At 62.2% G+C, this 23,839-nt stretch carries 21 protein-coding genes and 1 tRNA gene; 13 read left to right on the top strand and 9 right to left on the bottom strand.

All coding sequences use genetic code 11. The annotated features are described in order from the left end of the window. Positions 1 to 74 precede the first annotated feature (74 nt). The 3 genes from OVA24_RS20825 (at position 75) to OVA24_RS20815 (ending at position 2,767) form a co-directional block, all read left to right on the top strand. Positions 75 to 656 carry a prepilin-type N-terminal cleavage/methylation domain-containing protein gene (locus OVA24_RS20825; RefSeq protein WP_267672107.1) on the top strand — a complete coding sequence of 194 codons (582 nt, stop codon included), beginning with the start codon at positions 75 to 77 and terminating at the stop codon, positions 654 to 656. Between the two features lie 127 nt (positions 657 to 783). After that, on the top strand, positions 784 to 1,722 hold the full coding sequence (locus OVA24_RS20820) for a ThuA domain-containing protein (protein WP_267672106.1): 939 nt from the start codon (positions 784 to 786) through the stop codon (positions 1,720 to 1,722). A 91-nt stretch (positions 1,723 to 1,813) separates the two neighbouring features. Further along, a complete protein-coding gene (locus tag OVA24_RS20815; RefSeq protein ID WP_267672105.1) occupies positions 1,814 to 2,767 on the top strand; it encodes an ABC transporter permease in 954 nt (317 codons plus the stop codon). Positions 2,768 to 2,782: 15 nt separating this feature from the next. On the opposite strand, the gene OVA24_RS20810 is transcribed toward OVA24_RS20815, so the two are convergent. From OVA24_RS20810 to purN, 3 genes are all read right to left on the bottom strand, one after another. Further along, positions 2,783 to 3,217 carry a Minf_1886 family protein gene (locus OVA24_RS20810; protein ID WP_267672104.1) on the bottom strand — a complete coding sequence of 145 codons (435 nt, stop codon included), beginning with the start codon at positions 3,215 to 3,217 and terminating at the stop codon, positions 2,783 to 2,785. Positions 3,218 to 3,416: 199 nt separating this feature from the next. Beyond that, entirely contained in the window at positions 3,417 to 5,129 is a 1,713-nt protein-coding gene (locus tag OVA24_RS20805; RefSeq protein WP_267672103.1) for a transglycosylase domain-containing protein, read from the bottom strand. A 16-nt stretch (positions 5,130 to 5,145) separates the two neighbouring features. After that, on the bottom strand, positions 5,146 to 5,724 hold the full coding sequence (purN, locus tag OVA24_RS20800; RefSeq protein ID WP_267672102.1) for a phosphoribosylglycinamide formyltransferase: 579 nt from the start codon (positions 5,722 to 5,724) through the stop codon (positions 5,146 to 5,148). Between the two features lie 97 nt (positions 5,725 to 5,821). Here purN and OVA24_RS20795 point away from each other — a divergent pair, with 97 nt between their 5' ends. Then, positions 5,822 to 6,922 carry an aminopeptidase gene (locus OVA24_RS20795; protein WP_267672101.1) on the top strand — a complete coding sequence of 367 codons (1,101 nt, stop codon included), beginning with the start codon at positions 5,822 to 5,824 and terminating at the stop codon, positions 6,920 to 6,922. A 44-nt stretch (positions 6,923 to 6,966) separates the two neighbouring features. On the opposite strand, the gene OVA24_RS20790 is transcribed toward OVA24_RS20795, so the two are convergent. The 4 genes from OVA24_RS20790 to fusA all read right to left on the bottom strand — a co-directional run bounded on the left by OVA24_RS20790 (position 6,967) and on the right by fusA (position 13,731). Beyond that, complete coding sequence (locus OVA24_RS20790; protein ID WP_267672100.1) at positions 6,967 to 8,808, bottom strand: POT family MFS transporter; 1,842 nt, start codon at positions 8,806 to 8,808, stop codon at positions 6,967 to 6,969. A 92-nt stretch (positions 8,809 to 8,900) separates the two neighbouring features. Then, positions 8,901 to 10,397, bottom strand: a complete 1,497-nt coding sequence (locus OVA24_RS20785) for a hypothetical protein (protein ID WP_267672099.1) — start codon at positions 10,395 to 10,397, stop codon at positions 8,901 to 8,903. 92 nt (positions 10,398 to 10,489) lie between these two features. After that, positions 10,490 to 11,491 (bottom strand): beta-ketoacyl-ACP synthase III, encoded by a 1,002-nt coding sequence (locus tag OVA24_RS20780; RefSeq protein ID WP_324287880.1) that lies wholly within the window; start codon positions 11,489 to 11,491, stop codon positions 10,490 to 10,492. Between the two features lie 149 nt (positions 11,492 to 11,640). Then, positions 11,641 to 13,731: an elongation factor G gene (fusA, locus tag OVA24_RS20775; protein ID WP_267672097.1), complete on the bottom strand. Its 2,091-nt coding sequence runs from the start codon at positions 13,729 to 13,731 to the stop codon at positions 11,641 to 11,643. 169 nt (positions 13,732 to 13,900) lie between these two features. On the opposite strand from fusA, the gene OVA24_RS20770 reads away from it, so the two are divergent. The 8 genes from OVA24_RS20770 to OVA24_RS20735 all read left to right on the top strand — a co-directional run bounded on the left by OVA24_RS20770 (position 13,901) and on the right by OVA24_RS20735 (position 21,432). Continuing rightward, positions 13,901 to 14,788, top strand: a complete 888-nt coding sequence (locus OVA24_RS20770) for a hypothetical protein (protein WP_267672096.1) — start codon at positions 13,901 to 13,903, stop codon at positions 14,786 to 14,788. Between the two features lie 84 nt (positions 14,789 to 14,872). Beyond that, positions 14,873 to 16,129 (top strand): aminodeoxychorismate synthase component I, encoded by a 1,257-nt coding sequence (gene pabB, locus OVA24_RS20765; RefSeq protein ID WP_267672094.1) that lies wholly within the window; start codon positions 14,873 to 14,875, stop codon positions 16,127 to 16,129. Positions 16,130 to 16,155: 26 nt separating this feature from the next. After that, positions 16,156 to 16,227: transfer RNA gene (locus OVA24_RS20760), tRNA-Arg, on the top strand. A gap of 94 nt (positions 16,228 to 16,321) precedes the next feature. Next, positions 16,322 to 16,444, top strand: a complete 123-nt coding sequence (locus tag OVA24_RS20755) for a hypothetical protein (RefSeq protein WP_267672093.1) — start codon at positions 16,322 to 16,324, stop codon at positions 16,442 to 16,444. Next, a complete protein-coding gene (locus tag OVA24_RS20750) occupies positions 16,425 to 18,455 on the top strand; it encodes an acyltransferase family protein (RefSeq protein WP_267672091.1) in 2,031 nt (676 codons plus the stop codon). The genes OVA24_RS20755 and OVA24_RS20750 overlap by 20 nt, the downstream gene beginning before the upstream one ends. Before the next feature lie 112 nt (positions 18,456 to 18,567). Next, positions 18,568 to 19,347, top strand: a complete 780-nt coding sequence (locus OVA24_RS20745) for a class I SAM-dependent methyltransferase (RefSeq protein WP_267672090.1) — start codon at positions 18,568 to 18,570, stop codon at positions 19,345 to 19,347. Further along, on the top strand, positions 19,344 to 20,660 hold the full coding sequence (locus tag OVA24_RS20740) for a glycosyltransferase (RefSeq protein ID WP_267672089.1): 1,317 nt from the start codon (positions 19,344 to 19,346) through the stop codon (positions 20,658 to 20,660). Before OVA24_RS20745 ends, OVA24_RS20740 begins: the two co-directional genes overlap by 4 nt. A 25-nt stretch (positions 20,661 to 20,685) precedes the next feature. Beyond that, positions 20,686 to 21,432 carry an FkbM family methyltransferase gene (locus tag OVA24_RS20735; RefSeq protein WP_267672087.1) on the top strand — a complete coding sequence of 249 codons (747 nt, stop codon included), beginning with the start codon at positions 20,686 to 20,688 and terminating at the stop codon, positions 21,430 to 21,432. 92 nt (positions 21,433 to 21,524) lie between these two features. On the opposite strand, the gene OVA24_RS20730 is transcribed toward OVA24_RS20735, so the two are convergent. Both OVA24_RS20730 and OVA24_RS20725 read right to left on the bottom strand, forming a co-directional pair. Next, positions 21,525 to 21,881: a hypothetical protein gene (locus OVA24_RS20730; protein WP_267672085.1), complete on the bottom strand. Its 357-nt coding sequence runs from the start codon at positions 21,879 to 21,881 to the stop codon at positions 21,525 to 21,527. Further along, positions 21,857 to 22,387 carry a hypothetical protein gene (locus OVA24_RS20725; protein ID WP_267672083.1) on the bottom strand — a complete coding sequence of 177 codons (531 nt, stop codon included), beginning with the start codon at positions 22,385 to 22,387 and terminating at the stop codon, positions 21,857 to 21,859. The genes OVA24_RS20730 and OVA24_RS20725 overlap by 25 nt, the downstream gene beginning before the upstream one ends. 208 nt (positions 22,388 to 22,595) lie before the next feature. Here OVA24_RS20725 and OVA24_RS20720 point away from each other — a divergent pair, with 208 nt between their 5' ends. Continuing rightward, entirely contained in the window at positions 22,596 to 23,792 is a 1,197-nt protein-coding gene (locus OVA24_RS20720) for a M14 family zinc carboxypeptidase (protein WP_267672082.1), read from the top strand. Positions 23,793 to 23,839: the final 47 nt, after the last annotated feature.

The raw sequence follows: 23,839 nt of genomic DNA, 5'->3' as shown, positions 1-23,839 counted from the left end.
TTTGTCCTCCCGGCGGCTTGCCGGAGGACGGATTTTGATGTGGAGTGAAGCTCCGAACCTGAATTTCAGAATTTATGAAAACCCAATCCATTCACCGCCGAAGCGGTTTCACCCTGATCGAACTTCTCGTCGTCATCGCCATCATCGCGGTGCTGGCCAGCGCCGGTTTCGGCGTGGGCATGAAGGTTCAGAACACCGCAAGGAAACAGGTCGCCGAATCGGCCGCCCGCAACGTCGTCCATGCGGTCAACAGCTTCTATGCGGACTACTCAGCGATGCCGGTTCCTACGGGAACAGCCTCCACCCAGGGTGGCACCACGTTTGGAACCGAATCCGGTGACGGACTCAAAATTTTGGACATCCTACTCGGCTTGGAAGACGAAATCAACACCAAGAAGGTGAAATATCTCGATGTCCCCGAAGCGAAGAGCAAGAAAAAGGGCGGTCTCGTTTTCAACAAGAGCGGTAAGGAAGTGTCCGGAATGTTCGACCCATGGGGGAATCCATTTTTCATCGTCCTCGACACGGACTATGCGGAGCGTCTCGAGTTCAAGCCGAGCAAGAAGCAGGAGACCCTCAACGGTCGCCGTTGCGCGGTCTACAGCGCCGGTCAGGACAAGAAGATCGGCACCGCCGATGACGTGAAGACCTGGTGACCTGGCCTTCCGGAGTGAATTTCCACGAACCCGTCCCGCGCATGCCGCAGGGCGGGTTTTTTCGTAGGGTGGCACCGCAAGATTTTCCGGTTCCCATTGGTAATAACTCTGCTCAAAATCGAAATCCATGAACCGACCTTTCCGAGTCTCCAGTTCACTCCTCGTGACCTTCGCCTGCGCCGTGACGGCGCTGATCCTCTTCATGATGACCGGAGGGGAGCGTGCGGTGGCGCAGGACAAGCCCGCGGCCAAGAAAAAGATCGTCTTCGTGGCGGGCAAGCCCAGCCACAAGCCGGGCGAGCATGAGCACCGCGCCGGCTGCATGCTGCTGGCGGACCAGATCAACAAGAGCGGCCTGCCGGTGGAGGCCGTGGTGGTCACGGACGGCTGGCCGGCGGACAAGTCCGTCTTCGACGGCGCCGCGGCGGTGGTGATCTACGCGGACGGTGGCGGCAGGCACCCTGCCATGCAACAGCTCGCCGACCTGCGGAAAATGGCGGAGGCCGGCGTGGGCGTCGGCTGCATCCACTATGCGGTGGAAGTGCCGAAGGGTGACGGTGGCAACACGTTCCTCGATGTTCTCGGTGGCTATTTCGAAACCGATTGGTCGGTGAACCCGCACTGGGATGCGAAGTTCAAGATCGCCACCCATGAGGTCACCAAGGGTGTGAAGGATTTCGGTATCCGTGACGAGTGGTACTACCACATGCGGTTCCGCAAGAACATGGAGGGCGTTACCCCGATCCTCTCCGATCTTCCGTCCGCGGAGACTCTCAGCCGTCCGGACGGCACCCACTCCGGCAATCCGCATGTCCGCGCCTCGGTGCTGGAGCGCAAGGAGCCCCAGCATGTGATGTGGGCCTATGAACGCCCGGCGGCGCTGGGGGGTGGCAGGGCGTTCGGCTTCACCGGCGGCCATTTCCACAAGAACTGGGCGCAGGATGACCAGCGGAAGGTCGTCCTGAACTCCATTGCCTGGATCGCCGGACTGCCCGTGCCGGATGGCGGTGTGCCGAACAAGACACCCACCGATGAGGAGATGACTGCGAATCTCGACAAGAAATGATCCGCCCCCGGGACGGGTCCTGAAAATTTCAACCTGCTCCGGCGGATTGCTCTCGGCGATCCGCCGGATTTGCATCTAGTTTCAATCCGGATTGCAGACGGTTTGGAAAAACGACCTGCCCGAGTTGCTCGGGCCGATGACGACGAAGGAACTGCGGCAGAACATGCGGCGGGGGAGCTTCGTGTTTCCTTTCCTGCTGATCCAGCTCCTCGCCATCCTCGCCACCGTTTTCGAGTTCCAGCGCGGAGAGGTGTACAGGATCGATGACGGGGTCGGTATGCTCAACGTCATGCTGCTGGTGGAGTCCGGGCCGTTCTGGGCCATCGTGGGCGCTGTCTGCGTGGTGGTGATGCCGTTGGGCGGGATCATCCTGATGGGGCAGGAACTGGAGGAGGGGAACCATGAATTGCTCCTGCTGACCAAGCTGGGCCGGTGGAAGATCGTCCTCGGGAAATTCCTCACCCTGTGGGGTCTTTGCACCCTCACCTTTGTCTCTCTCCTGCCATTCGTGGTGGTCCGCTATGCCCTTGGTGAGGTGGAGTGGTGGTATGAACTGGCCTGTTCCACCACGGTGGTCGGCGGTTCCGCGCTGGTCTGCGCGGGGGTCATCGGCGCATCGGCGTTCAAGACGATCGCCGGGCGGGTCGCGATGCTCCTGCTGTTCCTGATTTCGATGCTCGCCGGTTGCGGCATCCCGCTGGCGTTTTCCGCGACCGTGACGAAAGGCTGCGGGATCTTCTACCATCTGACCGCCTTTTCGGCTGTCATCTGCTACGTCTCGACAGGACTGGCGTTGGCCCGCTCCCGCCTGCGGCTGGTGGTCCTGGCCTATGAAGTGAAGCCGAGCGGGATGGTGATCGCGCTGCTGGTTTGCATGCCGTTCGCCATTGGCATGGTGACGACCATCACCTGGAGTTTCGGCGGGTTTGTCGGGTTGCTGGGGATGGCGCTGGTGTCCTTGAGGCTGGACGTCTCACCAAAGGCCCCGAAATGGGTGAAGCCGCCGGTGGCCAACACCCCGACACCACCGGCACTACCGACCTGAGGTGGGGAGTGGTGGTCAGCCCACCGCCCGCTGGGCGTGGGCCTGCCTGCGCGGCGTCTGGCGGCGCTTCTTGGGCAGGAATGGAAGCGTCAGCGCCTCCTGAAAGTCGAAAACTTCCGAAAAGTCCTCCCGGCGGTCGGAATCCTGTTTTCCGAACACCTGCTCCTCGATGAGGTGGAACACCATGTCCCCGACATCCTGGCACTTCCGCAGGCCCCACTCGTTCATCAGGGTGGCGGACATCGGGCCGTATTGCTGGAGCGCATGATCCCGGAAGCCATTCAGCAGCTCCGGTCCCGAAACGTGGCGGCACTGGCCGCCGTTTCCGTCACTGATCCGCTTCAGCGTGAAATCCAGCGCGTCCTTCAGGAAAAAGTAGGCGCCCGGATCGAAACGGCGGTCCCGCTTCAGGATGGCGGCGACGGATTGTTCGAACTGAACGGCCTGCATGGGGTGGGAAACCTGCCCCATCGGCCACCGCGTTTCAAGGAGAAAGGAGGGTAGACATGGCGGCTCTGCTGCAATGTCCGCTTCGCTCCCATTCCTGTCCCCCGGCTGCAATGGGAACACGGAGCCATTGCTGCATTCCATCTTCGGCTTCATCTTTTCTGCCCTGAAAACTGAATACTGAAACTTTCCCCTCCTTACATCATTCACTGTTCCCCAGCCGCCGGACGAATTCATCCAGCAGCGATTTCACCCGTGCGTCCCGGGCGATTGCCGCGGGCTGGTCGAAGCCGATCCAGATGGCGGTGGAACCTTTCGGGCCGAGGCGGAGGGTCCAGGCATCCCTTTCGGAACCAGTGGCACCGGTGAAGGTCCGGGTGCCGGCGTGGTTTGCCAGCACCGTGGTCGCTTCCGAAGCCGCCTGGCTGCTGAGTGCGGGAGTAAGCCGTGGCTGGGCCTTGTAGATGACCTTCTTCGAGGAATCCCGGATCTCCCGGATCACGAACGGATCCGGCCGTTTTCCAGCGTTCCCGAGGGTGGAGAGGCCGATGGACATTTCCAGCGGGGTGGCGGCGACGGAGCCGCGGAAAAGATCTTCCGTGTCCAGGAACGGGCCGGAAAGGCCGCACCGCTTCGCCAGCCGCTCGACCTCCGCCGGGCCGATCTGGCGCCCGGTCAGCACCGGCTTGCCCGGTAGGACCAGCTTGCCGCGTTCCGCGGCGGCTGCGGCGATGAACGGCTCGAACGCCGACCCCAGGTCACGCCGGGAGCGCGTCCGGTCAAAGCGGGAGTGGGCGAAATCCCGTCCCCCGATCAGCGCGAGGATGCCGCCGCTTTTCGTCTCCGTGGTGATGGCGGCGTACTGGATGTATTTCGGCTCCGCCCCCGGGGTGTGGTCGGAGTAGGTGCCATAGCGCCAGCCTTTCTCGTTCTCCAGGTCCGCGACGGCCTTGGAAAGTTCGATCTCCAGCCGCTGCTGCCACCCCAGGTCGAGGGTGGTGTGGACGTAGAGACCGTCGGAGCGGATGTCGTGGGTTTCGAGGATCTTCTCCAGCTCCCGGCGGATCGCCTGGAAGGCGTAGGAACGCTGGGCACGGTCCTCGTTTTCGCTGGCCAGCTTGATCGGGGTTGCTTCCAGCTTGTCCCGCTTCTCATCGGTGATGAAGCCCATGGCCACCATCCGGTTGAGCGTCTGGTCCCGTTGTTCCAGCGCCCCCTTCGGGTTTCTCAGCGGGGAGAAGACATGTGGGCCGCGGATGATGCCCACGACCATCGCGCACTGGTTTTCATCCAGCTCGCGGACCGGCTTGCCGAAGTAAGTCAGCGCGGCCTGCTCGATGCCCTGCGCCCCGGAGCCGAAGTAGATCCGGTTCAGGTAGTGGGTCAGGATCTCGTCCTTCGAATAGCGGGCCTCGATGCGGAGCGTGAGGGCGATTTCCAGGAACTTCCGGTGCATCGACTTCGCGCGGATCTCATACGTGTTCCGGGCGAGCTGCATCGAGAGTGTGGACGCCCCCTGGGTGAAGTCCCCGTCCTTCAGATTGCGGACCGTCGCACGTGCCAGCCCGCGGAAGTCCACGCCCACGTGTTCGAAAAACCGTGCATCCTCCCGCGCCTGCAGCGCCTTCACCAGGAAGTCCGGGATGTCCTCCCGCTTGGCAAGCTTCTGTCCGCCGCTGATCGGTGCGTCGATCTCGATGCCGTTTTTGTCGTAGAAGTGGTTCGCCTCCGGCAACCCGGCGACTTCCTTCAGGTCGAACTTCATCGCGAGGATGAAGTAGAAAAAGACGAAACCGCCGAACGCCACCAGCCCGGCCACCCCTAGCCAGAACAGCCACCGCACGGGTGCGTGCAGCCACTCTGGCAACAGGCGCTGCCACCAGGAGGGTCGGGAGATGGGACGCCAGGTGGACATCTTCAGGGAACAACTCTCACCGCAATGCGGTCTGCGCCAGGCGGCGGATCGCTTCCGGATAAAGCCGGTGCTCTACCAACTGGATACGGGCGTGGAGCGTCTTGTCGGTGTCATCCGGGAGGACGGGGATCTTTTCCTGGAGGATGACCGGGCCGGTATCCATACCATCATCCACATGGTGGACGGTGCAACCCGTTTCGGAAACTCCGGCGTCCACTGCCTGCTTCCACGCAGCGATGCCGGGGAAGGCCGGAAGGAGGGACGGGTGGATGTTGAGGATGCGCTCCGGAAAGGCGTCCAGCAGCGGACGCTTCACCAGCCGCATGAAGCCAGCCAGGCAGACCAGCTCCACCCCGGCATCCTTCAGCCGGGCGGCGGTCTCCGCCTGTGCCTCTTCAGGGAACTTCGTTTTGAACCCCCGGCAGTCGATCACGCCGGACGGAATGCCGTTTTTGGCCGCACGTTCAAGGATGTACGCGTCCGGGTTGTCCGACAGGACCAGAGCGATGCGGGCGTCGAGCGTGCCCGCCGCGATCGCATCGAGGATCGCCTGCATGTTTGAGCCGGAGCCGGAACCGAGGATGCCGAGGACCATGCGCTTGGTGTAGGGGGTGGGGGAGGGATGCCAAGTTTATTGTTTTTCCCCATATTGCCGCGTGGACAACGGCGGCGGGACATCTAACGTCCATGGCATGCACGACGCCCGCATTGACGCCCTCGCAAAGCAGTTGGTCCGCTACTCCACCGCCCTGAAAAAAGGCGAGAAAGTCCTCATCGATCTCTACGACGTGCCGGACTCCATCGGGCTGGCGTTGATCCGCGAGGCCAGGGCAAAGGGCGCGCTGCCATTCATCCGCATCCACCAGTCCCGTCTCAGCCGGGAGATGCTGAAGGGCGCGGAGGACGGCCAGTATTCCGTCATCGCGAAGCACCTGCTGGCGGAGATGAAGGACATGGACGCCTACATCGCCGTGCGTGGCGGCTACAACATCGCGGAAACCTCCGACGTTCCCGCGGACAAGATGCAGCTCGCGATGAAGCACATGCGCCCGGTGCTGGACCACCGCGTGAAAAAGACCCGCTGGTGCGTGCTCCGCTGGCCCAGCCCGTCCATGGCGCAGCAGGCGAACATGAGCACGGAGGCGTTCGAGGACTTCTACTTCAAAGTCTGCCTGCTCGACTACAAGGCGCTCGTCCCGGCGATGAACGCGCTGAAAAAGCTCATGGAGTCAACCGACCAGGTCCACCTCAAGGGGCCGGGCACCGACCTGCGTTTCTCGATCAAGGGCATCCCTGCCGTCATCTGCGGCGGGAACTTCAACATCCCGGACGGCGAGGTGTTCACCGCCCCCGTGCGTGACTCCGTGGAAGGCCACATCACCTACAACGCCCCGACCATCTACCAGGGCATCGGCTTCGACACCATCCGCCTGGAGTTCTCCAAGGGCAAGATCGTCAAGGCCGAGGCCGGTGCGAAGACCAAGGCACTGAACAAGATCCTCGACAGCGACGAAGGTGCCCGCTTCATCGGTGAGTTCGCCCTAGGCTTCCACCCGGTCATCCGCGAGCCGATGAGGGACATCCTCTTTGACGAGAAGATCGCCGGTTCCTTCCACTTCACGCCCGGTCAGGCGTACGAGATCGCCGACAACGGCAACCGCTCCCAGGTCCACTGGGACATGGTGAACATCCAGCGCAAGGACTACGGCGGCGGCGAGGTCTGGTTCGACGGCAAGCTCATCCGCAAGGACGGCGTCTTCCTGCCGAAGCAGCTCGCGAAGCTGAATGGGTAGTGAGGAGGATGGACATTGCGGCAGAGCCGCTATGTCCACCCTCCTTACGACTCATGCAGGTACGTCTTCGGGCGGTAGATCAGTGAGAATGGCAGATAGACGGCCAGCGCGCCCAGGATCAGCCAGGTGAAGAAGCGGAAGTAGGCCGCGCCCTCCAGCTTGCTCTCCCCGCCGGAGAACTCCGTCCGCTCGAATCCACCCGGTGTGGCCTTTTCCCGGATGCCGAGTTCCATCTTCCGGCGGGCCAGCCAGGTGTCCTTCGGAGCCACGGCTTCGCCTTCCGTTTTCCCGATGACCAGGCCAAGGCTCCACTCGGACTTTTCCTTCTCCCCCGGTCCCTTGCTGGAGATGCGGATGTGCGAGGAGTCGATCACCTCGTATCTCATGGCATTCCCCCACGGATCCTTGATCCCCTGCAGAAGGAGGTTGCCTTGCTCCTTGGCGGGGAATTTCTCCGCGGAAGCCTGCTCGATCCTCTCCGCGGCGGAGAAGTAAAGGTCGCGGCCGGGGATCTCAAAGGAGTCCAGCCGGCCCTGGCGGCAGCGGGCGATGAAGTCGTCCGCGGTGCCGGTGATGCCGTCGTATCCCGGCAGCACGATGTTCCGGGGGGACGTCTTCCAGTCCTCCGGGAGGCGGGAGATCGCCTCCGTGAACTGGAGTCGCGCGGCGGATGGCGTGGAGATGAAACGGTTCACCTCTGCGGTGAAATAGTTGCCCAGCCACACTGCGAGCCAGAAAAGCGACATCACCCAGGACTTCATCGCGCGGGGTGCCTGGGTGTAGGCGAACTCCAGCCCGACGATGGCCACCATCACCTCCGCCGCGGTGATGAGGATGAAGGAAAGCATCTGCCAGCCGATGGAGGGCCGCTGGCCTGCGTCGATCCACGACTGCACCACGGTGGTGAGCACATAGGTCGCCACCAGCAGCGACAGGCCGATGCCGATTTTCCGCAGCGGCGTGAGCCGGAAGACCCGGTTGATCGCCGGATAGAGCACCAGCGTGAACAGCGGGATGAAAATGAGGATCAGGATGGGGTTCACCGCCTGGATCTGGGACTCCAGCCAGGTGACGCCGAGGAAGTTCAGGTCCATCTGCTTCGCCTGCAGCACCCATGAGGAGCCGGTCTGGTCATAGAGCGACCAGAAGACGGCGATGAACACGAACAGCGGGATGAGCTTCGCCAACGCGGCGAAACCCTCCCAGGAAAACGCCTCGCGGAAGAAGCCCCAGCCGGACGCAGGGATGTGGACGAAGCGGTGCCGCCCCAGCCAGAACATGAACGTGGCGATGGCCATCAGCACACCAGGCACGCCGAACGCCCAGTGCGGCCCGTAGTGCTCCAGCAGCCACGGGGTGAGCAACGTGGAAAAGATCGCGCCGAAGTTGATGGAAAAGTAGAACCAGTTGTAGATGCGCGTGATCAGGTGCTGGTTCAGCTTGCCGAACTGGTCGCCCACGTGGGCGGAGACGCACGGCTTGATGCCGCCCGCGCCGATGCAGATGAGCGACAGCCCGGTGATGAGCCACCACTTCGACTCCCCCACCAGCCCCATGCACGCCAGCGCGCCGTGGCCCAGGCAGTAGAACAGGGAGAGGAAAAGGATGGTGCGGTATTTCCCGAGGAAGATGTCGGAGAGCAGCGCGCCGATCAACGGGGTGAAATACACCCATCCCGCGAACTGGTGGAAGTAACCGACGGCCTCCGTGCCGGAGATGGAGGTGCCGCCCGTGTTGTCCATGAACTGCAGGTACTGCGTCATGAACACGACCAGGATGGTCCGCATCCCGTAAAAGGAAAACCGTTCGGCCGCCTCGTTGCCGATGATGTAGGGGATGCCCGGCGGCATCTTGTCGGTTTCCAGCGGGGTGCTGCGGTGCGCCATGGCCGTCAGTCTAGGGGAAATCGGAGACGTGGTCCATGACCGTAAATGTGGCTGCTGCGTCCCGCAGCAGCCACGGTTCTTCTAACAGGCCGTCAGAAGAAAAACCCGTGGTAGTCCGGTTCCTTGCCGGACTCCAGCCAGCCGAGCGCGAGCAGCAGGTAGCCCATCCCGTCCACACTGTCGCAGCGGTTCTCGACCGGATGGCTGCGGAACGCCTTACCCGCCCACAGGAAGCGGTCCGCCTCGGCGGCCACCTGCTTTGCCAGATCGAGGCACGCCGGATCCTTCAGGTCACGGTGGCAGCCCAGCAGGAAGTGGATCACGCGGCCGTAGTGCTCCGCATAGCCGCCTTTCCCGTCCCTGGCCGGGAGGGATTCCCGGATCACGGTGATCCACCGCTGGCAGGCGGTGCGGTAGGTTTCCTTTCCGGTGATCTTGTGGAGCCGCAGGCAGGTCTCTGCCATCGCCATCGGGTAGTCGTGGTTCGGGAACTGCGGCTCCCACAGGCTGCTGAAAGCCCCCGGCTGATAAGTGGTGGTCCGCTCGGTGACGGGAGTGCCGTCGGTGATGCGGAGGTTGCCATGGAATTTCCGGTCCTTTTCGCTCCAGGCGTGTTTCAGCCACGCGGAGGTCACGCGGTCGGCGTGTGCCAGCCAGGCATCCCGCGTCCCGGCCGGAACATGGGCGGAGGCGGCGATGAGCGATCCCGCCCACAGTCCGATCTCCGTGGTGCTGATCGAGCGGTCCCACCTCTTCACCGGGGAGTTGGGGCAGTTGCTGACCAGCCCCGTGGCCGGGTTCTCCGCTGCCAAGGTGTAGCGGATGAAAAGGTCCGCCCGCTCCAGCAGGGTAGGGTCCTTCGTCTTGCTGAACAGGAATGCCGCCGCGTGGACGAGCAGTCCGCCGGACTCGATGAACGCATGCTGCTGGCCCTTCGGCGTGGCGTGGCGGTTGAACTCACCGGTGGTGGCGTCGGTGAGATGGCGGTCGAGCATCGCGCGGATGTAGCGCTCCGTCTTTTCCGGACTCCGTTCCCACAGCAGGTCCCACGGGATCGGCACCGGCCGGGCCTCGTGGTATTTGCCTTCGTTCCCGGCCGGGTTTTTCCCGTAGGGGGTGACGTTCTTCTCATCCAGAAAGAACAGGATCTCGTCCTGGTAGGCGTGATAGTAATAGTGGTTCCCCCACAGGATGAGGCCGCTCGGCCCGTCGATCAGGTGGGAGAAAATGAAGTCCAGGCTGTCATCAGCCCCCTTCCGGTAGGATGGATCTCCGGTCCTTTTGGAAAGATCCGCGGCTGCTGCCATCTGCGGCAGATCCCAATAGGGATTCGAGCCCTTCGGCGCGGCGATCAGGCGATAGACCCGGGAGGGATAGTCGGGATGCCGGGTGTCATCCTCCGGGTAGCGTCCTGTCCGGGTGTCGATGCTGGACATCCACAGCGGGGTGGACGTCGCGCCGTAGTGGTCCGTGCCTTCCTTCAGCACCAACTCAAGGTGGGCCTTGGCTTTTGCCTGAAAGGTCGGCGGTGCCTCCTCCGCAGCCACCATGGAGGAAAAGAGCGCCATGGCGGTGAGCCAGGCGCACATTGGTGATGGAAATGCACGGGAGCGGGACATGCGGGCAATCCGCTTCTATCCGCATCCGGCATTCCGGCACAAGTCCGGAGGACTGCTTTCCGTTACCAACGGACGGCGGCGGCGGCCCAGGTCAGGCCCGCGCCGAAGACCACCAGCACGATGTGCTCCCCGCGCTTGAATTTCCCTTCGCGGTTCGCTTCATCGAGTGCGATGGCCACCGCGGCGGCGGAGGTGTTGCCGTATTTGTGGAGGTTCACGAAAACGCGCTCGTTCGGCACCGTAAGCCGGTCCGCGATGGCGTCGATGATACGGAGGTTCGCCTGGTGGGGGATGACGCACGCGATGTCCTCCGATTGGAGGCCGGCGCGCTCGATCACCTTTTCCGCGGCTTCTTTCATGCGGTTGACCGCGTGCTTGAAGACTTCCTTGCCCTGCATCGCCAGAGTGGCGAGGTGGAGCCCCGCATTGGCCGGCGTGATGGGGCAGGCGGAGCCACCGCCGGGGATGTTGAGGAGGTGGGTGAGATTTCCATCCGTGCCCATTTCCGTGGCGATGATGGAACCTTCGCCCGGCTCCGCACGGCGGAGGACGGCGGCGCCCGCCCCGTCACCGAAGAGAACGCAGGTCGTGCGGTCCTCCCAGTTCACGAAGGCGGAGAGCTTTTCCGCGCCGATGATGAGGGCGTTCTTGAACGCGCCGTCCGAGATCAGCCGCTTGGAGAGCTTCATCGCGTAAAGGAAGCCGGAGCAAGCGGCGGAAATGTCAAAGGCGACGGCCCGGTGGGCGCCCAGGTTCTGCTGGACGTAGCACGCGGTCGCAGGGGTGAAGGTGTCCGGGGTGATGGTGGCGACGATGATCAGTTCGATGTCGGCAGCCGCCAGGCCTGCCTGCTCCAGGGCGCGTTCGGCGGCCTTCGTGGCCATGTGGGAGGTGAACTCGCCTTCCGCGGCGACCCGCCGTTCCTTGATGCCGGTGCGGGTAAAGATCCACTCATCCGTGGTATCGACGATTTTCGAAAGCTCATCGTTGGTCAGAACCTTCTCCGGGACGTAACTGCCGGTGCCGGCGATGCAGACTTCGATGGCGGACGACGCTTCACTCATGTGGCGGGAGAGTGGAATCGCCCGGGCGGGCTCACAAGCGCGAAATGGGGGCGACGGAGCCTTTGCGGAGGTAAAATGAAAACCCCGGCGACCTTGCGGCCGCCGGGGCTTTGGGAAGGGGGAGACGGACGGAAGTCCGCGCTCCGTGATTACTTGCGCAGCGCTTCCTCGCGGGCCTTGGCCTTGGCGATGACGTCGTCGGAGACGTTTTTCGGGCAAGGTGCGTAGTGGCTGAACTCCATGGAGAACTGGCCACGGCCGGAGGTCATGGTGCGGAGGTCACCGATGTAGCCGAACATGGCGGACAGCGGGGCCTCTGCCTTGATGCGGACACCACCCGGGGTCGGCTCCTGGCCTTGGATCATGCCGCGGCGGCGGTTGAGGTCGCCGATGACGTCACCGACTTTTTCTTCAGGAGTGAAGACGTCGAGTTTCATCATTGGCTCAAGGATCTGCGGGCCAGCCTTCGGCATGGTCTGGCGGTAGGCCGCCTTGGCAGCGATTTCGAACGCGATGTTGCTGGAGTCAACGGCGTGGAAACCACCTTCGTTGAGGATGACCTTGAAGTCCAAGCAAGGATAACCCGCAAGCGGTCCCTTGTCGACGGAGGTCTTGAAGCCTTTTTCGACGGCCGGGATGAACTCTTTCGGGATGCTGCCGCCAACCACCTTCGATTCGAAGATGAAGCCGGTGCCTGGCTCGCCGGGCTCGATGGTGTAGTCGATCTTCGCGAACTGGCCGGAACCACCGGACTGCTTCTTGTGGGTGTAGCTGTCGTTGACCGGCTTGGTGATGGTTTCGCGGTAGGCGACCTGCGGGGCGCCGACGGCAACCTCGACCTTGTGGGTCCGCTTGAGGATGTCGATCTTGATGTCGAGGTGGAGCTCGCCCATGCCCTTGAGGATCATCTCGTTGGTTTCCTCGTCGGTTTCGACGCGGAAGGACGGGTCCTCGGCGACCATCTTGCCGATGGCGGTCGCCAGCTTCTCGGCGTTCGCCTTGTCCTTCGGAGCAACGGCGATGGAGATGACGGGCTCAGGGAACACCATCGGCTCCAGGGTGGCCGGGTTCTTCTCGTCGCAGAGGGTGTGACCGGTCTGCACGTTCTTGAGGCCGACGATGGCGACGATGTCACCTGCCTGGGCGGATTCGATTTCGTTGCGGTCATCCGCGTGCATTTCCACCATCCGGCTGACGCGCTCGGTCTTGCCGGTGAAGGAGTTGAGGATGGTGTCACCCTTCTTGATGGTGCCGGAGTAGATCCGGGTGAAGGTCAGGGCGCCGAACTTGTCGTCCATGATCTTGAACGCCAGCGCGCGGAGCGGCTTGGAAGGATCGGAAACGGCGAATTCGCCGGTCTCGTTGCCTTCGGCGTCCACTTCCGGGAGAGGTTTCACTTCGATCGGGGAAGGAAGGAAGTCCACGACGGCGTTGAGGACGAGCTGCAGGCCCTTGTTCTTGAAGGAGGAACCGCAATAGGTCGGGAAGAACGCGAGGTCGATGGTGCCCTTGCGGATACAGCGCTTGATGGTGTCGATGTCCGGCTCGGTGCCTTCCAGATAGGCTTCCATCACTTCATCGTCTTGCTCGACGGCGGTTTCGATGAGGGCGGCGCGGTATTCCTCGACCTTGTCCACCATGTCGGCGGGCACGTCTTCGATCTTGAAGTTCTCCGGTTGGCCGGAATCGTCCCAGATGTGGGCCTTGCGGGTGAGCAGGTCCACGACGCCGACGAAGTCGGACTCGGTGCCGATCGGCAGGACCATGACCAGAGGGGTGGCGCCCAGGATGCGCTTCACCTGGCCGATGACGCGGTAGAAATCAGCGCCGATACGGTCGAGCTTGTTGACGTAGATGACACGGGAGACCTTCGAGTCGTTCGCGTAGCGCCAGTTGGTTTCGGACTGGGGCTCAACGCCGCCCGAGCCGCAGAACACGCCGATGCCGCCGTCCAGAACCTTCAGGGAACGATAGACTTCGATGGTGAAGTCAACGTGGCCGGGGGTGTCGATCACGTTGAACTGGTGGCCCTGCCAGAAGCAGGTGGTGGCGGCGGACTGGATGGTGATGCCCCGCTCCGCTTCCTGCTCCATGAAGTCCATCGTGGAAGCACCGTCGTGCACCTCACCGATCTTGTGGATCTTGCCGGTGAGCTTCAGAATCCGTTCAGTGGTGGTGGTTTTGCCCGCGTCCACGTGGGCGAAAATGCCGATGTTGCGGTATTTGGAGAGGTCCTTCATGCGTTTGGTGGCTTCGGTTGGCGGGGCGACGGTTTTCGCGCCGGGGCGGAACTGCTTAGTCGAGGCAGAGAATTTGGCAATCCCCAACTCGCGGATTTTACCCGGATTCCGCCCGTGGATGGCGGAAATCGGATCGAATAAACCCGGCCGCCCGTCCGTCCCACCCCTGATGAAAGTCGGAACCAGAGGATTTTCCGGAGCGAGATGGCTGGCGGGAATCATTTTCGTCACCTTCGGAACCCTCGCGGAAGCCGCGGTTTCCGCCGCTTGGGAGCAATTTCCAACCAAGAAAAATGCGGATGAATGGCTGGTCTACGACTGGGGAAGGGAAGATTACTACCTGCCGTCGTGGGATTCCACGGCGGACCAGGAGCATATCTGGTTCTACCACGACGGGGATGCCGTCTTGGAATTCTCGGCTGACCAGGTCACGGCGGATGGTGCCTATGTCGGGGATTTCGTGGCGGCGAACGTGGATTCCATCACCGTGGACCTCTTCATCGAGGATCTGGATGAATTCGAAAAAGTGGACTGCGGCATCTTCACGAAGGGGCCGGACGGGGTGAAGCGGTGGTATTATAGTGTGCCCTACACGTGGGCGGATTTCTCCGCGGAGGGCTGGCAGGAGTTCGTCCGCTTCGGGATGGAGGAAACCTGGACCCATTTCGACGATGCCGAGCCGGTGACCATCCTGGCGGACGAGCAATTCCTCCGGTCCGTGGAGGGAGTGGCCATCACCTTCTTTCCGGTGGAGGGTTCCACGCTCAACATGCGGGTCGGCATGGACAACTTCGTGTTGGAACCAAAGGTCACGCCGCCCCGGCTCGACGTGAGCCACACCGCGTCGGATTTCCGGATCGCCTTCACCCCCGCACCCGGACTTTCCGCCGATCTGCAGCGGATGACGACGACGGCCCCGTTCACTTGGTCGGACGTGCCCGGACAGACCTTCATCACCGGCCCGGGGCGGCACGTCTTCACCACGCCCCTTTCCAGCTCCGTAGGGATCTTCCGGGTTGCGGTGTTTCCGGACTATTTCCCGGTCATCGCAGAGTAAGAGTGGGAAAAATTCGGAATTGCCACCCATGGGGGCGCCCGTCTTCCTTTGCGCACAGGGATGGAGGAATCATTGATCGGACCTTTGGACCGCCTGCGGCGCCTCGACGGACTTCCGCCGGTGGAGGTCGCCCGGCGGCTGCGCCATCTGCCCGGCATGGTCTTTTTCGACTCCGCGGGCCACATGCCCTTTGGCGGCAGGCGGACGATCTCGGTCATCGCCGCCCGGCCGCTCAGGATCCTCAAGGGCAGCATCCATTCTCCGCAGGACCGGCAGATCCTGGAAAAGGCCCACGCCGCTGGCACCGGCTTCGCGCGGGACTACGGCTTCCCGCTCGGCGGGCTGTGCGGGTGGGTGGACTATGAAGGGCGGTTCGTTTTCGGGGAGTACCGGGAAATGCTGGTCCACTGCCACGATGACGACAGTTGGTGGGAAACCGGCGGCCTGTCGTCCGAGCTCCGCGATGAAGGAAGGGTGGAAGACGCACCCGTGATCGGAAATTTCGCTGCCCTCACCGGCAGGGAGCGTTTCATCGGGGGGGTGCAGCGGGTGAAGGAATGGATCGCGGCGGGGGACATCTATCAGGTGAATCTTTCCCAAGCGTTCAGGGCGGAGATTTCCGGCGGCTCGCTGTTCGATCTCTATGGATCACTGCGGGAGGCCTCCCCCGCGCCCATGGCCGCCTGGCTCTCGCTGGACGGGAGGGAGGTGCTCAGCTCCTCGCCGGAGACCTTCCTGAAGATCTCCGGGCGTGGGATCGAGACCCAGCCCATCAAAGGCACGCGCCCCCGCTTCCCGGATCCGGACGAGGACCGGCGCTCCGCCTACGAACTGCAGACCTCCGCCAAGGAGATCTCGGAGCTGGTCATGATCACCGACCTGCTGCGGAACGATCTGGGGCAGGTCTGCGGATTCGGCAGCGTGTCGGTTTCCGGGATGCTGCGCCTGGAAACCCTGGCCCAGGTCCACCACCTCGTCTCCACCGTGGAGGGCACCCTCCGCCCGGAAATCTCCGCCGTCGGAGCGCTGGCCGCCTGCTTCCCGGGAGGGAGCATCACCGGCGCCCCGAAAAAGCGCGCCATGGAGATCATCCGCGAGCTGGAGGACGCACCCCGTGGCATCTACTGTGGTGCCATCGGCTGGCTGGGCTTCAACGGGGAAAGTTCCTTCAACATCGCCATCCGCACGCTCATCCGCGACGGAAACCAACTGACCTATCAGGTGGGGGCCGGCATCGTGGCGGATTCCGATCCGGAAAAGGAGTACGAGGAAACGCTCCACAAGGCCGCCGGCATCCGATTGGCGGTCCAGCGTTGGCAAAGCTTGCACCCGGACGGCTGACACTCTATCCCAATGCCTTTCCGGACGCCTCCGTAGTTCAATGGATAGAACGAGGGTTTCCTAAACTCTAGATCCGTGTTCGATTCACGGCGGGGGTACTTCCGGGGGTTTGGCCGATCATCCGGTCTCCGGGAACCGGAGTGATTCCCGGACGCGGGAACCCAGGTTGATCTGGCTGCACACGACCAAACCATGAAAAGCAAGGGATCCAGCGAAGATGAGAGCATCAGCCTCTTCCCGGGCGAACAAGCCCGGGTGGTCATCGCGGATTTCCTGTCACTTGAGGAACAAGGCCATGAGTCCCGGGAATTCTGAAGCCCGGAAGCCCGCGCATCTAGCGTACCGGCCCGATATTGACGGGCTGCGGGCGGTGGCGGTGCTTGTCGTCGTGTTTTATCATGCGGGGCTTGGGTGCCCGGGCGGCTTTGTCGGTGTGGATGTCTTTTTCGTCATCTCCGGCTATCTGATCACCGCCTTGTTGATGAGGGATATCAGGGCGGGTACATTCTCGTTCGTCACATTCTGGGAGCGCCGGACGAGGCGGATCTTTCCGGCATGCGCCGCAGTGATTCTCGTCACCTTGGCTGCCGGCTTGTTCCTTCCTCTGACAGCCGATTTCGTCAAACTCGCCAAGTCGGCGCTCGCACAAGCGGCGATGGCGGCCAATTTCTATTTCTGGCCGTCTGACCGGTATTTCGCCGAGGGTTCTTTCAAGCCCTTGCTGCACATGTGGTCGCTGGCGGTGGAGGAGCAGTTCTACATCTTCTTTCCGTTCGGATTGTGGATGCTTTACCGGTTCAGGCAGGCGCAGCGGCAGATCAAACTGGTCTGGTGGTTGTTGGCGGCGACTTTGGCCAGTCTCGTTCTGGCGACGCTGGGGGTGCATCGTGGTCATGAGCGCTCGGACTTCATTCTCTCCGCCACATTCTACCTTCTGCCGACACGGGCCTGGGAACTGCTGATCGGCGCGGTGTTGGCGGCGTTGCCGGCGGCATGCATGGCATCGCCCCGATGGGTGAGGGAGGTGGCCGCTTGGGCAGGCCTGGCGGGCGTGCTGCTGCCCGTACATCGGTATTACGGAGGGATGGCCTTCCCCGGCCTTGCGGCGCTGCTGCCATGTTTGGGTGCGGCAGCCATCATTTGGGCGAATACCCCGAACGGTGCTTCGGCGGATTGGAAGCTGACAATCCCCGGGCGCTTGCTCGCGTTGCGGCCGCTGGTGTTCATCGGATTGATATCCTACTCGCTCTATCTGTGGCATTGGCCGGTGCTGGTGTTCGGGAATTATGGCGCCCGTGACGGCACCGCGGCATCAGCGGGTGAGGCCTGGATCCAGGTGGCTGTGTCCATGGTATTGGCCGTGTTGTCATGGCGCTGGATTGAAACCCCGTTCCGCACAAAGCGGATTGCTGGAACACGGCGGGGAATTTTCCGGCTGGCCGGGGTCGCCACGGCATTGCTTGTCATGATCGCCGGGGCGGTGGTGGTGTCGGACGGGTTCCCCTCCCGTATGGACCAGCATGGACGCCTGAACAACGCCGCCTTGGGCGACAAGGGCTTCAACGAGGATCTCCGGGCTGCGGATGTCCTGGAGGGAAGGATCCCCCGTTTCGGTGTCCCGGATGCTTCCCTTCCTCCCCGCATCCTGCTGTGGGGGGACAGCCATGCCATGCATGCGGTGGGTGCCCTCGATTCGTTTTGCCGTGAACATGGCATCGTCGCGGAAATGATCGCCCAGAACGCGACCCCGCCGGTGATGGGGGCGTCCTTCGGGATCAGCAAGACGTATAATTATGATGGTCTCGCATGGGCGGACACCGCCATCGGGCACATCAAATCTTCAGGGATCAAGGATGTCATTCTGGCTGCCAGGTGGAACATCTATACGGAAACCCCTGCGGAAGAGGACCTGCTGGAGACGTCCTTGCAGGATACCATCCTGCACCTGTCGCGGATGGGTTGCCGTGTCTGGGTTCTGCAGGACGTGCCGGATTTCCGCGCCGTGGTTCCACGCCTCATCGGTGGATCCCAAGGGCGGTTTTCATGGGGTCCCCGTGGAGAGTGGAGACAGACCAGGGAGCGGCACCTCCGGGAAAACAGGGTGCTCGAACGGCTGGCCGCACGTAACTTGCCCGCGACCTTTCTGGATCCCGCCCAGGATCTCCTGGAGCCGGATGGCATCCATTACAGGGCGACCCAGGATGGTGTATCGCTCTATTTCGATGGCAACCATCTGACCACCCGTGGCACGCGTCTGGTCCTCCTGCCGCTGCTGAGGGAGAAAATGGGGCGGGCGTTTTCCGGTGACGCGGCAGGCCCGGATTGATCGTTTGGTCTGGTTGGGGAATTTTCCGGAAACGCTGCGATGCTTCTGTTAGATAGCGGATGGCCGTCTGTATGGCGGCCCCCCCGTGCCTTTGTCGGGGATGGCTTGACGGATGCAATGCGGCCACTATAGGGGTCGAGCCGTCCACGCTTTATTCATGAACAAATCTTTGGGTTCTCTTCTTCTGCCGGATTCGTTTCACGAACGCATGCAGGTTGAGCGCTGGCACGTCCATGAATTCATCCGCAAGGAGGCGATGCCATTGATGAAGCCCGGGATCAAGGTGCTCGATGCCGGATCCGGACGGGAGCAGGAGCAATATCTGCGCAAGGAACTGCTGGCGACCGGAGCCACCCTGCATACATGCGACTTCTGCGAAGGACCCGGAGTGGACTTTGTCGCGGATGTGTCCGATCTGCCTTTCGAGGCCGCCAGTTATGACATCGTACTGTCCACCCAGGTGTTGGAACATGTCATGGATCCGCAGAAGGTGGTCAGCGAGATGGCGCGGGTTCTGAAACCGGGAGGAAAGCTGTTCCTGACCACGCCGCAGTCGTCACCTCTGCACAATCTGCCCTGGAACTTTTTCAACTTCACCAATCTGGGGCTTCGGTTGTTGTTTGACACTGCGGGATTGAAGGTCGTCAAGGAGCAGGCGCAAGGCGGGCATTTCACGCTGTTGGCCTATCAGCTTCATTGGACGTTGAACGTCCTCAGGGGGTTGTCATTGCCCGGGGTGTTGAAGAAGCCGCTGATCCTTTTCTGGCAGGCCTGCTTCGGCTTTCTTTTCAAGGTGATCCTGATCCGGCTGGATCGCTGTGACCCGGACCCTCTGAACACCCAGGGTTGGAATTTCCTCGGAGAGAAACCCGAATCCGGGAATCCGGCATGAGTGGGTGGTTGCGGTCTCTGAAGGACGAAGTGCGCTACGCGGAGTGGTCGCGTGAAGCGCTGGGCCGGTGCATGCAGGTCAGGGCGCATCTGGCACGCGGGCCGAAGCGGATGGCCTTTCTGGCGCGCGCAGTCAGCCTTTGTGACCGCGAGCCTGCATGGCGGGGCATCATGAAGGATCTCCGGTCCGCGTCAACCGGAGCGGATGCCGGCGTCTGGCGGGAAGCATTGCTGGAAAGATCCCGGTTGCCCGGCATCATCAGGAAACAACCCTTGCTGACGCGCAGCGTGATCCTCAAGGAGCCGCGGGCGAATGGGGAGAAGGGGGTGCTCCTGACGTATTTCGAGTACAATCTGGCCCGCCTGTTGACTCTGTCCAAGGAGGATCTGGCATGGCTGTCCGCGCACTATGAAATCCTCTTCGCCGCGAGTTGGTGCCCGACGGACTACGCTCTGCTGGGCCTGGCTGCGGAAAGTTTGCCGGATGGATTGTGGGTGCAACCGGCCAATGACCGTGAAAGGGACCGGATCACGGCGGTGCATCCGAAGATCCGCTGCTTGCCGGGACTGGCCTGTGACTGGGTGGATCCGGTGTTCTACCAACAGGCCAAACCATGGGGTGAACGGCGGGTGGATATCCTGATGGTGGCGAACTGGGGTGCGTTCAAGAGGCACTGGGATTTCTTCGGCGCATTGACGAAGCTTCCCCCTGATTGGCGCATCGTGCTGGTGGGTCAGAACGAGGGAAGGAATACCGCTGCCACCATCCGGAACCTGGCCGGTGAGATGGGGGTGCCCCAGGAGCTGGAGATTCATGAATCGCTCCCGATCGATGAAGTGACGGCCCTTCAGTGTGATTCGAGGATTTCCCTGGTGATCAGCCGGCGCGAAGGTGGCTGTGTGGCGGTGGTTGAGTCATTGTTCGCGGGTTGCGCGACCGCAGTGCGCTCGGATGCCTGCATCGGATCCGCCGCACATATCAACGCGCGCACGGGCATGCTGCTGCGTCCGGGGAGGATTGCGGAAGATCTGTCCGAGCTGATGAGCCGAGGGCCGGGGCTGGATTCGGCCGCTTGGGCGGTGGAGAATGTCTCCAGCCAGGTCACACTGGAGAAGATCCAGGCTGCCATCAGGACATCTGCCGTCGGCCAGGGCCGACCATGGACGGGTGATCTGGCCCAGCCGCACTGGCGGCCGTATCCCGTCCTCGTAAATGCTGAGGACCGGGAGCGTCTGCGGCCGGCCTATCAGGAACTTCATGAAAGATTTCCATCCGTCATTCCAAGGGATCTCTTGGAAAGCAGTTGCCGGTGAGTCATGAAAATTCTAGTCATCGCGCATGGCTAATCCCCTTCGTTCCCTGGCCCGCCAGGCCAGTCACCGGCTGAACCGGCATCCACGGGTGAAGCGGCGGCTGCGTGACGCTTTCCTGAGGCTGCCGCCATGGATGAGGGGGGAACAGATGATCCATGACCATCTTTCCCGTCTTGGCAGGAAGGGGCCGCAGACTTTTCTGCTCATTGGTGCGAATGATGGTGTTACCGACGATCATCTCTATCCATTTGTGATCCGGCATGGCTGGAAAGGCACCGCGGTGGAGCCCGTGCCACAGTATTTCCATGAATTGCAGAAGCACTACAATGGCTGGCCGGTGACTTGCCTCAATGCGGCGGTGCATGCCACCGCGGAAAGCCTCGACTTCTGGTTCCTGGAAGACACCCCTGAGGACCCTCTTCCTCCCTACGCCAAGGGAGTGGGATCATTCGAGCGCTCGCAGGTGGAATCGTTGATGGGTGAGATCCCGCGGTTGAATGAGCGGTTGCGCTGCATGAAGGTGCCCTGTTCCCCGCTGGGCCGGATGCTCGGCGGAGCCGATCCGAAGAAAGTGGATGTCATCATCATCGACACGGAAGGGTATGATGCGGAAGTCGTGCGGCAGATCGACTTCACCGCGTGGAACCCGAACACGGTGATCTTCGAACACAAGCTGCTGCCCAAGGCGGAACTGGCCGCCACCCTGGATCTTTTGCGGGAGAACGGCTACCAGTGTGATGTGGGCCCCACGGATGTGTTGGCTTGGCGTTGACCTGTCAGGTCGCGCTCCGGAAGTCAGGAACCCATCCAATGATGATGGTGGCTGCTGGAGTGGCGGGTTGCCCGAAGGCGGGGTGATGGCGCTCAGCGTTTCCGTCCGGAGCCGCGTTTTCCACGGATGACGAAGTCATCATAGTCGATGTCCGCTTCGTTGGTGGTCAGGCTGACCAGCGTCTTTGTCTCGTGGGCGATGCCTGATGCCTGGAGCGTGCCGATCTTCTTGCCGTCCACCAGCGCGGTGAGGCTGTCACCGGCGGTCCGGACAGTGAGGGTGTGCCATTCTTCGGGGTTCCGCAGCTTCAGGTCGAACCTAGCGGACTTTTCTTTCAGCATCTTCTGGGTTTCCTTGTCGAGTTCCACTCCGGCATCCCTTTTTTCACAGATGTCTTTCCGGAAGAAACCATCCTTGGCATCCATCATCGAGACGTAGCTGCGTCCCACGGATACGAGGCAGATATGGCCGGCGTGGGATCCTTTGTAGCCCAGTCATCCATCCAGATGTCGAATTGCTTGGCCTTTTCCCCTGCGAAACGGAATTTCACGGTCACCTCGATGTCGCTCTGGCCCTCGATCTTCACGTTGTCCACCGCTGCATGGTCGGCCACATTGGGCGAGATGCCCTGGAGGACGCCGTCCTTCACCACGCTGCCGCTCTTGTAGTGGCCCCACCGTTCGCCGAATCCATCTTTGGCGAAGTCGTCTTCGAAGAGAACCTTCGCATATTCCTGTCCTTCCGCGGCGGCCTTCCGGTCCTCCTCCCAGTCCTTCGCCCACTTCTGGTCTTCCTCCACCAGATTCCCGAGCGGGATGTTGAATGCCTTGCCCGCCACCCGGACCTTGAGCACGCCCTCCGGCGTCAGTTCCTCGACGTCAGCCTGGATTTTCCTGCCTTGCGTGTCGGTCAGCTCCTTTTTCTCGCCCGCAGGGCAAAGCGTGGCGAGGAGCAATCAGGAAGCGACGGCGGCGAGGTGCCGCGGATGGGGGTGGGTTTTCATCGGTCCGTCTGGAATGTCATATCCACCGGGGATGTCACCTCCTTATTCAGCAGAGTGCGTGCAGCCCGGGACCGTGGCTTCCGGTTGTCATTCCGGGGTGGGATTCCGGGGCGCGGCGAACTACACTGGGTGGAACATGAACCCGAAATCCCAGCTCCCGATGCCAGTCCTTGCTGTTTGTCTCGCAGCCACCGCGATGTCGGCGGCGGATGATGGCAGCCTGAAGATCGATTCCGGCTTCCCCGGAGGCAACATCGTCGTGGAGGGCGTATCCGGGGATACGGTGAATCTCAGGCCCGACTTGCGGGACACGAAGGGCGGTTGGTTCTACTGGTACTTCCAGGTGAGCGGGGCGGCGGGCAGGACGCTGACCTTCAACTTCACCCGGGACAAACCGGTCGGTGTCCGTGGTCCCGCCCTATCCACGGACCAAGGCGTGACCTGGCGTTGGCTCGGAACGGAAGATGCGGATCAGAAGTCCTTCACCTACACGTTCCCGGAAGGGGCGGATAAGATCCGCTTCTCCTTCGGGATGCCCTATACCCAGGCGCACCTGGATCGGTTTCTGGAGGGATTCGGAACGGATCCGGCACTGTCGAGGGAGGTGCTCTGCAAGAGCCGGAAGGGCCGGGATGTCGAGCGGCTCAGGATTGGCAGGATCGATGGGGAACCCCGCCACAGGGTGCTGGTCACCGCACGCTCGCATGCCTGTGAGATGATGATGTCCTACACGGTGGAAGGCATCATCCAGGCGGTGCTGGCCAAGGATGGGCGGGGCTCCTGGTTCCGGGAGAATGTCGAAATGATGGTGGTTCCATTCGTTGACAAGGACGGAGTGGAGGAAGGTGACCAAGGGAAGAACCGCAGCCCGCATGACCACAACAGGGACTATGATCCCGGCGGGCTTTATCCGGAAACCCAGGCCCTTTTGCGGACCGTTCCGGCTTGGGCGGGAAGCAGGCTGCGGATCGCGCTGGATCTCCACTGCCCCCACATCCGCGGGGAGGTGAATGAGAAAATCTATCTGGTGGGCCATGAAGCACCGGCGATGTTCGCGAAACAAACGGCTTTCTGCGGACTGCTGGAGAAACATCGCAGGGGCTCCCTCCCATACATGGTGTCAGGGAATGTCCCGTTCGGCACGTCCTGGAACACCGCCGCCAACTACAAAGCGGGCACCAGTGGCTCCCGTTGGGCCGCCTCCATTCCCGGAGTGGATGTGGCCGCCACCTTTGAACTTCCTTATGCGAATGCACGGGGGGAGGAGGTCAACGCGGAGAGTTCAAGGGCGTTCGGTGACGATCTGGCCTCGGCGATCATGGAGCAACTGAAAGGTGCCGGGGGAAGTGGACGGTGATTTTTTCCGAGTTCCTGGCCTGCCCCCGGATCCGGCTTCCACATACA

This window comes from Luteolibacter sp. SL250, assembly GCF_026625605.1.
Taxonomy (GTDB): Bacteria; Verrucomicrobiota; Verrucomicrobiia; order Verrucomicrobiales; family Akkermansiaceae; genus Luteolibacter.
This window is presented reverse-complemented; position numbering and strand designations above follow the sequence as displayed.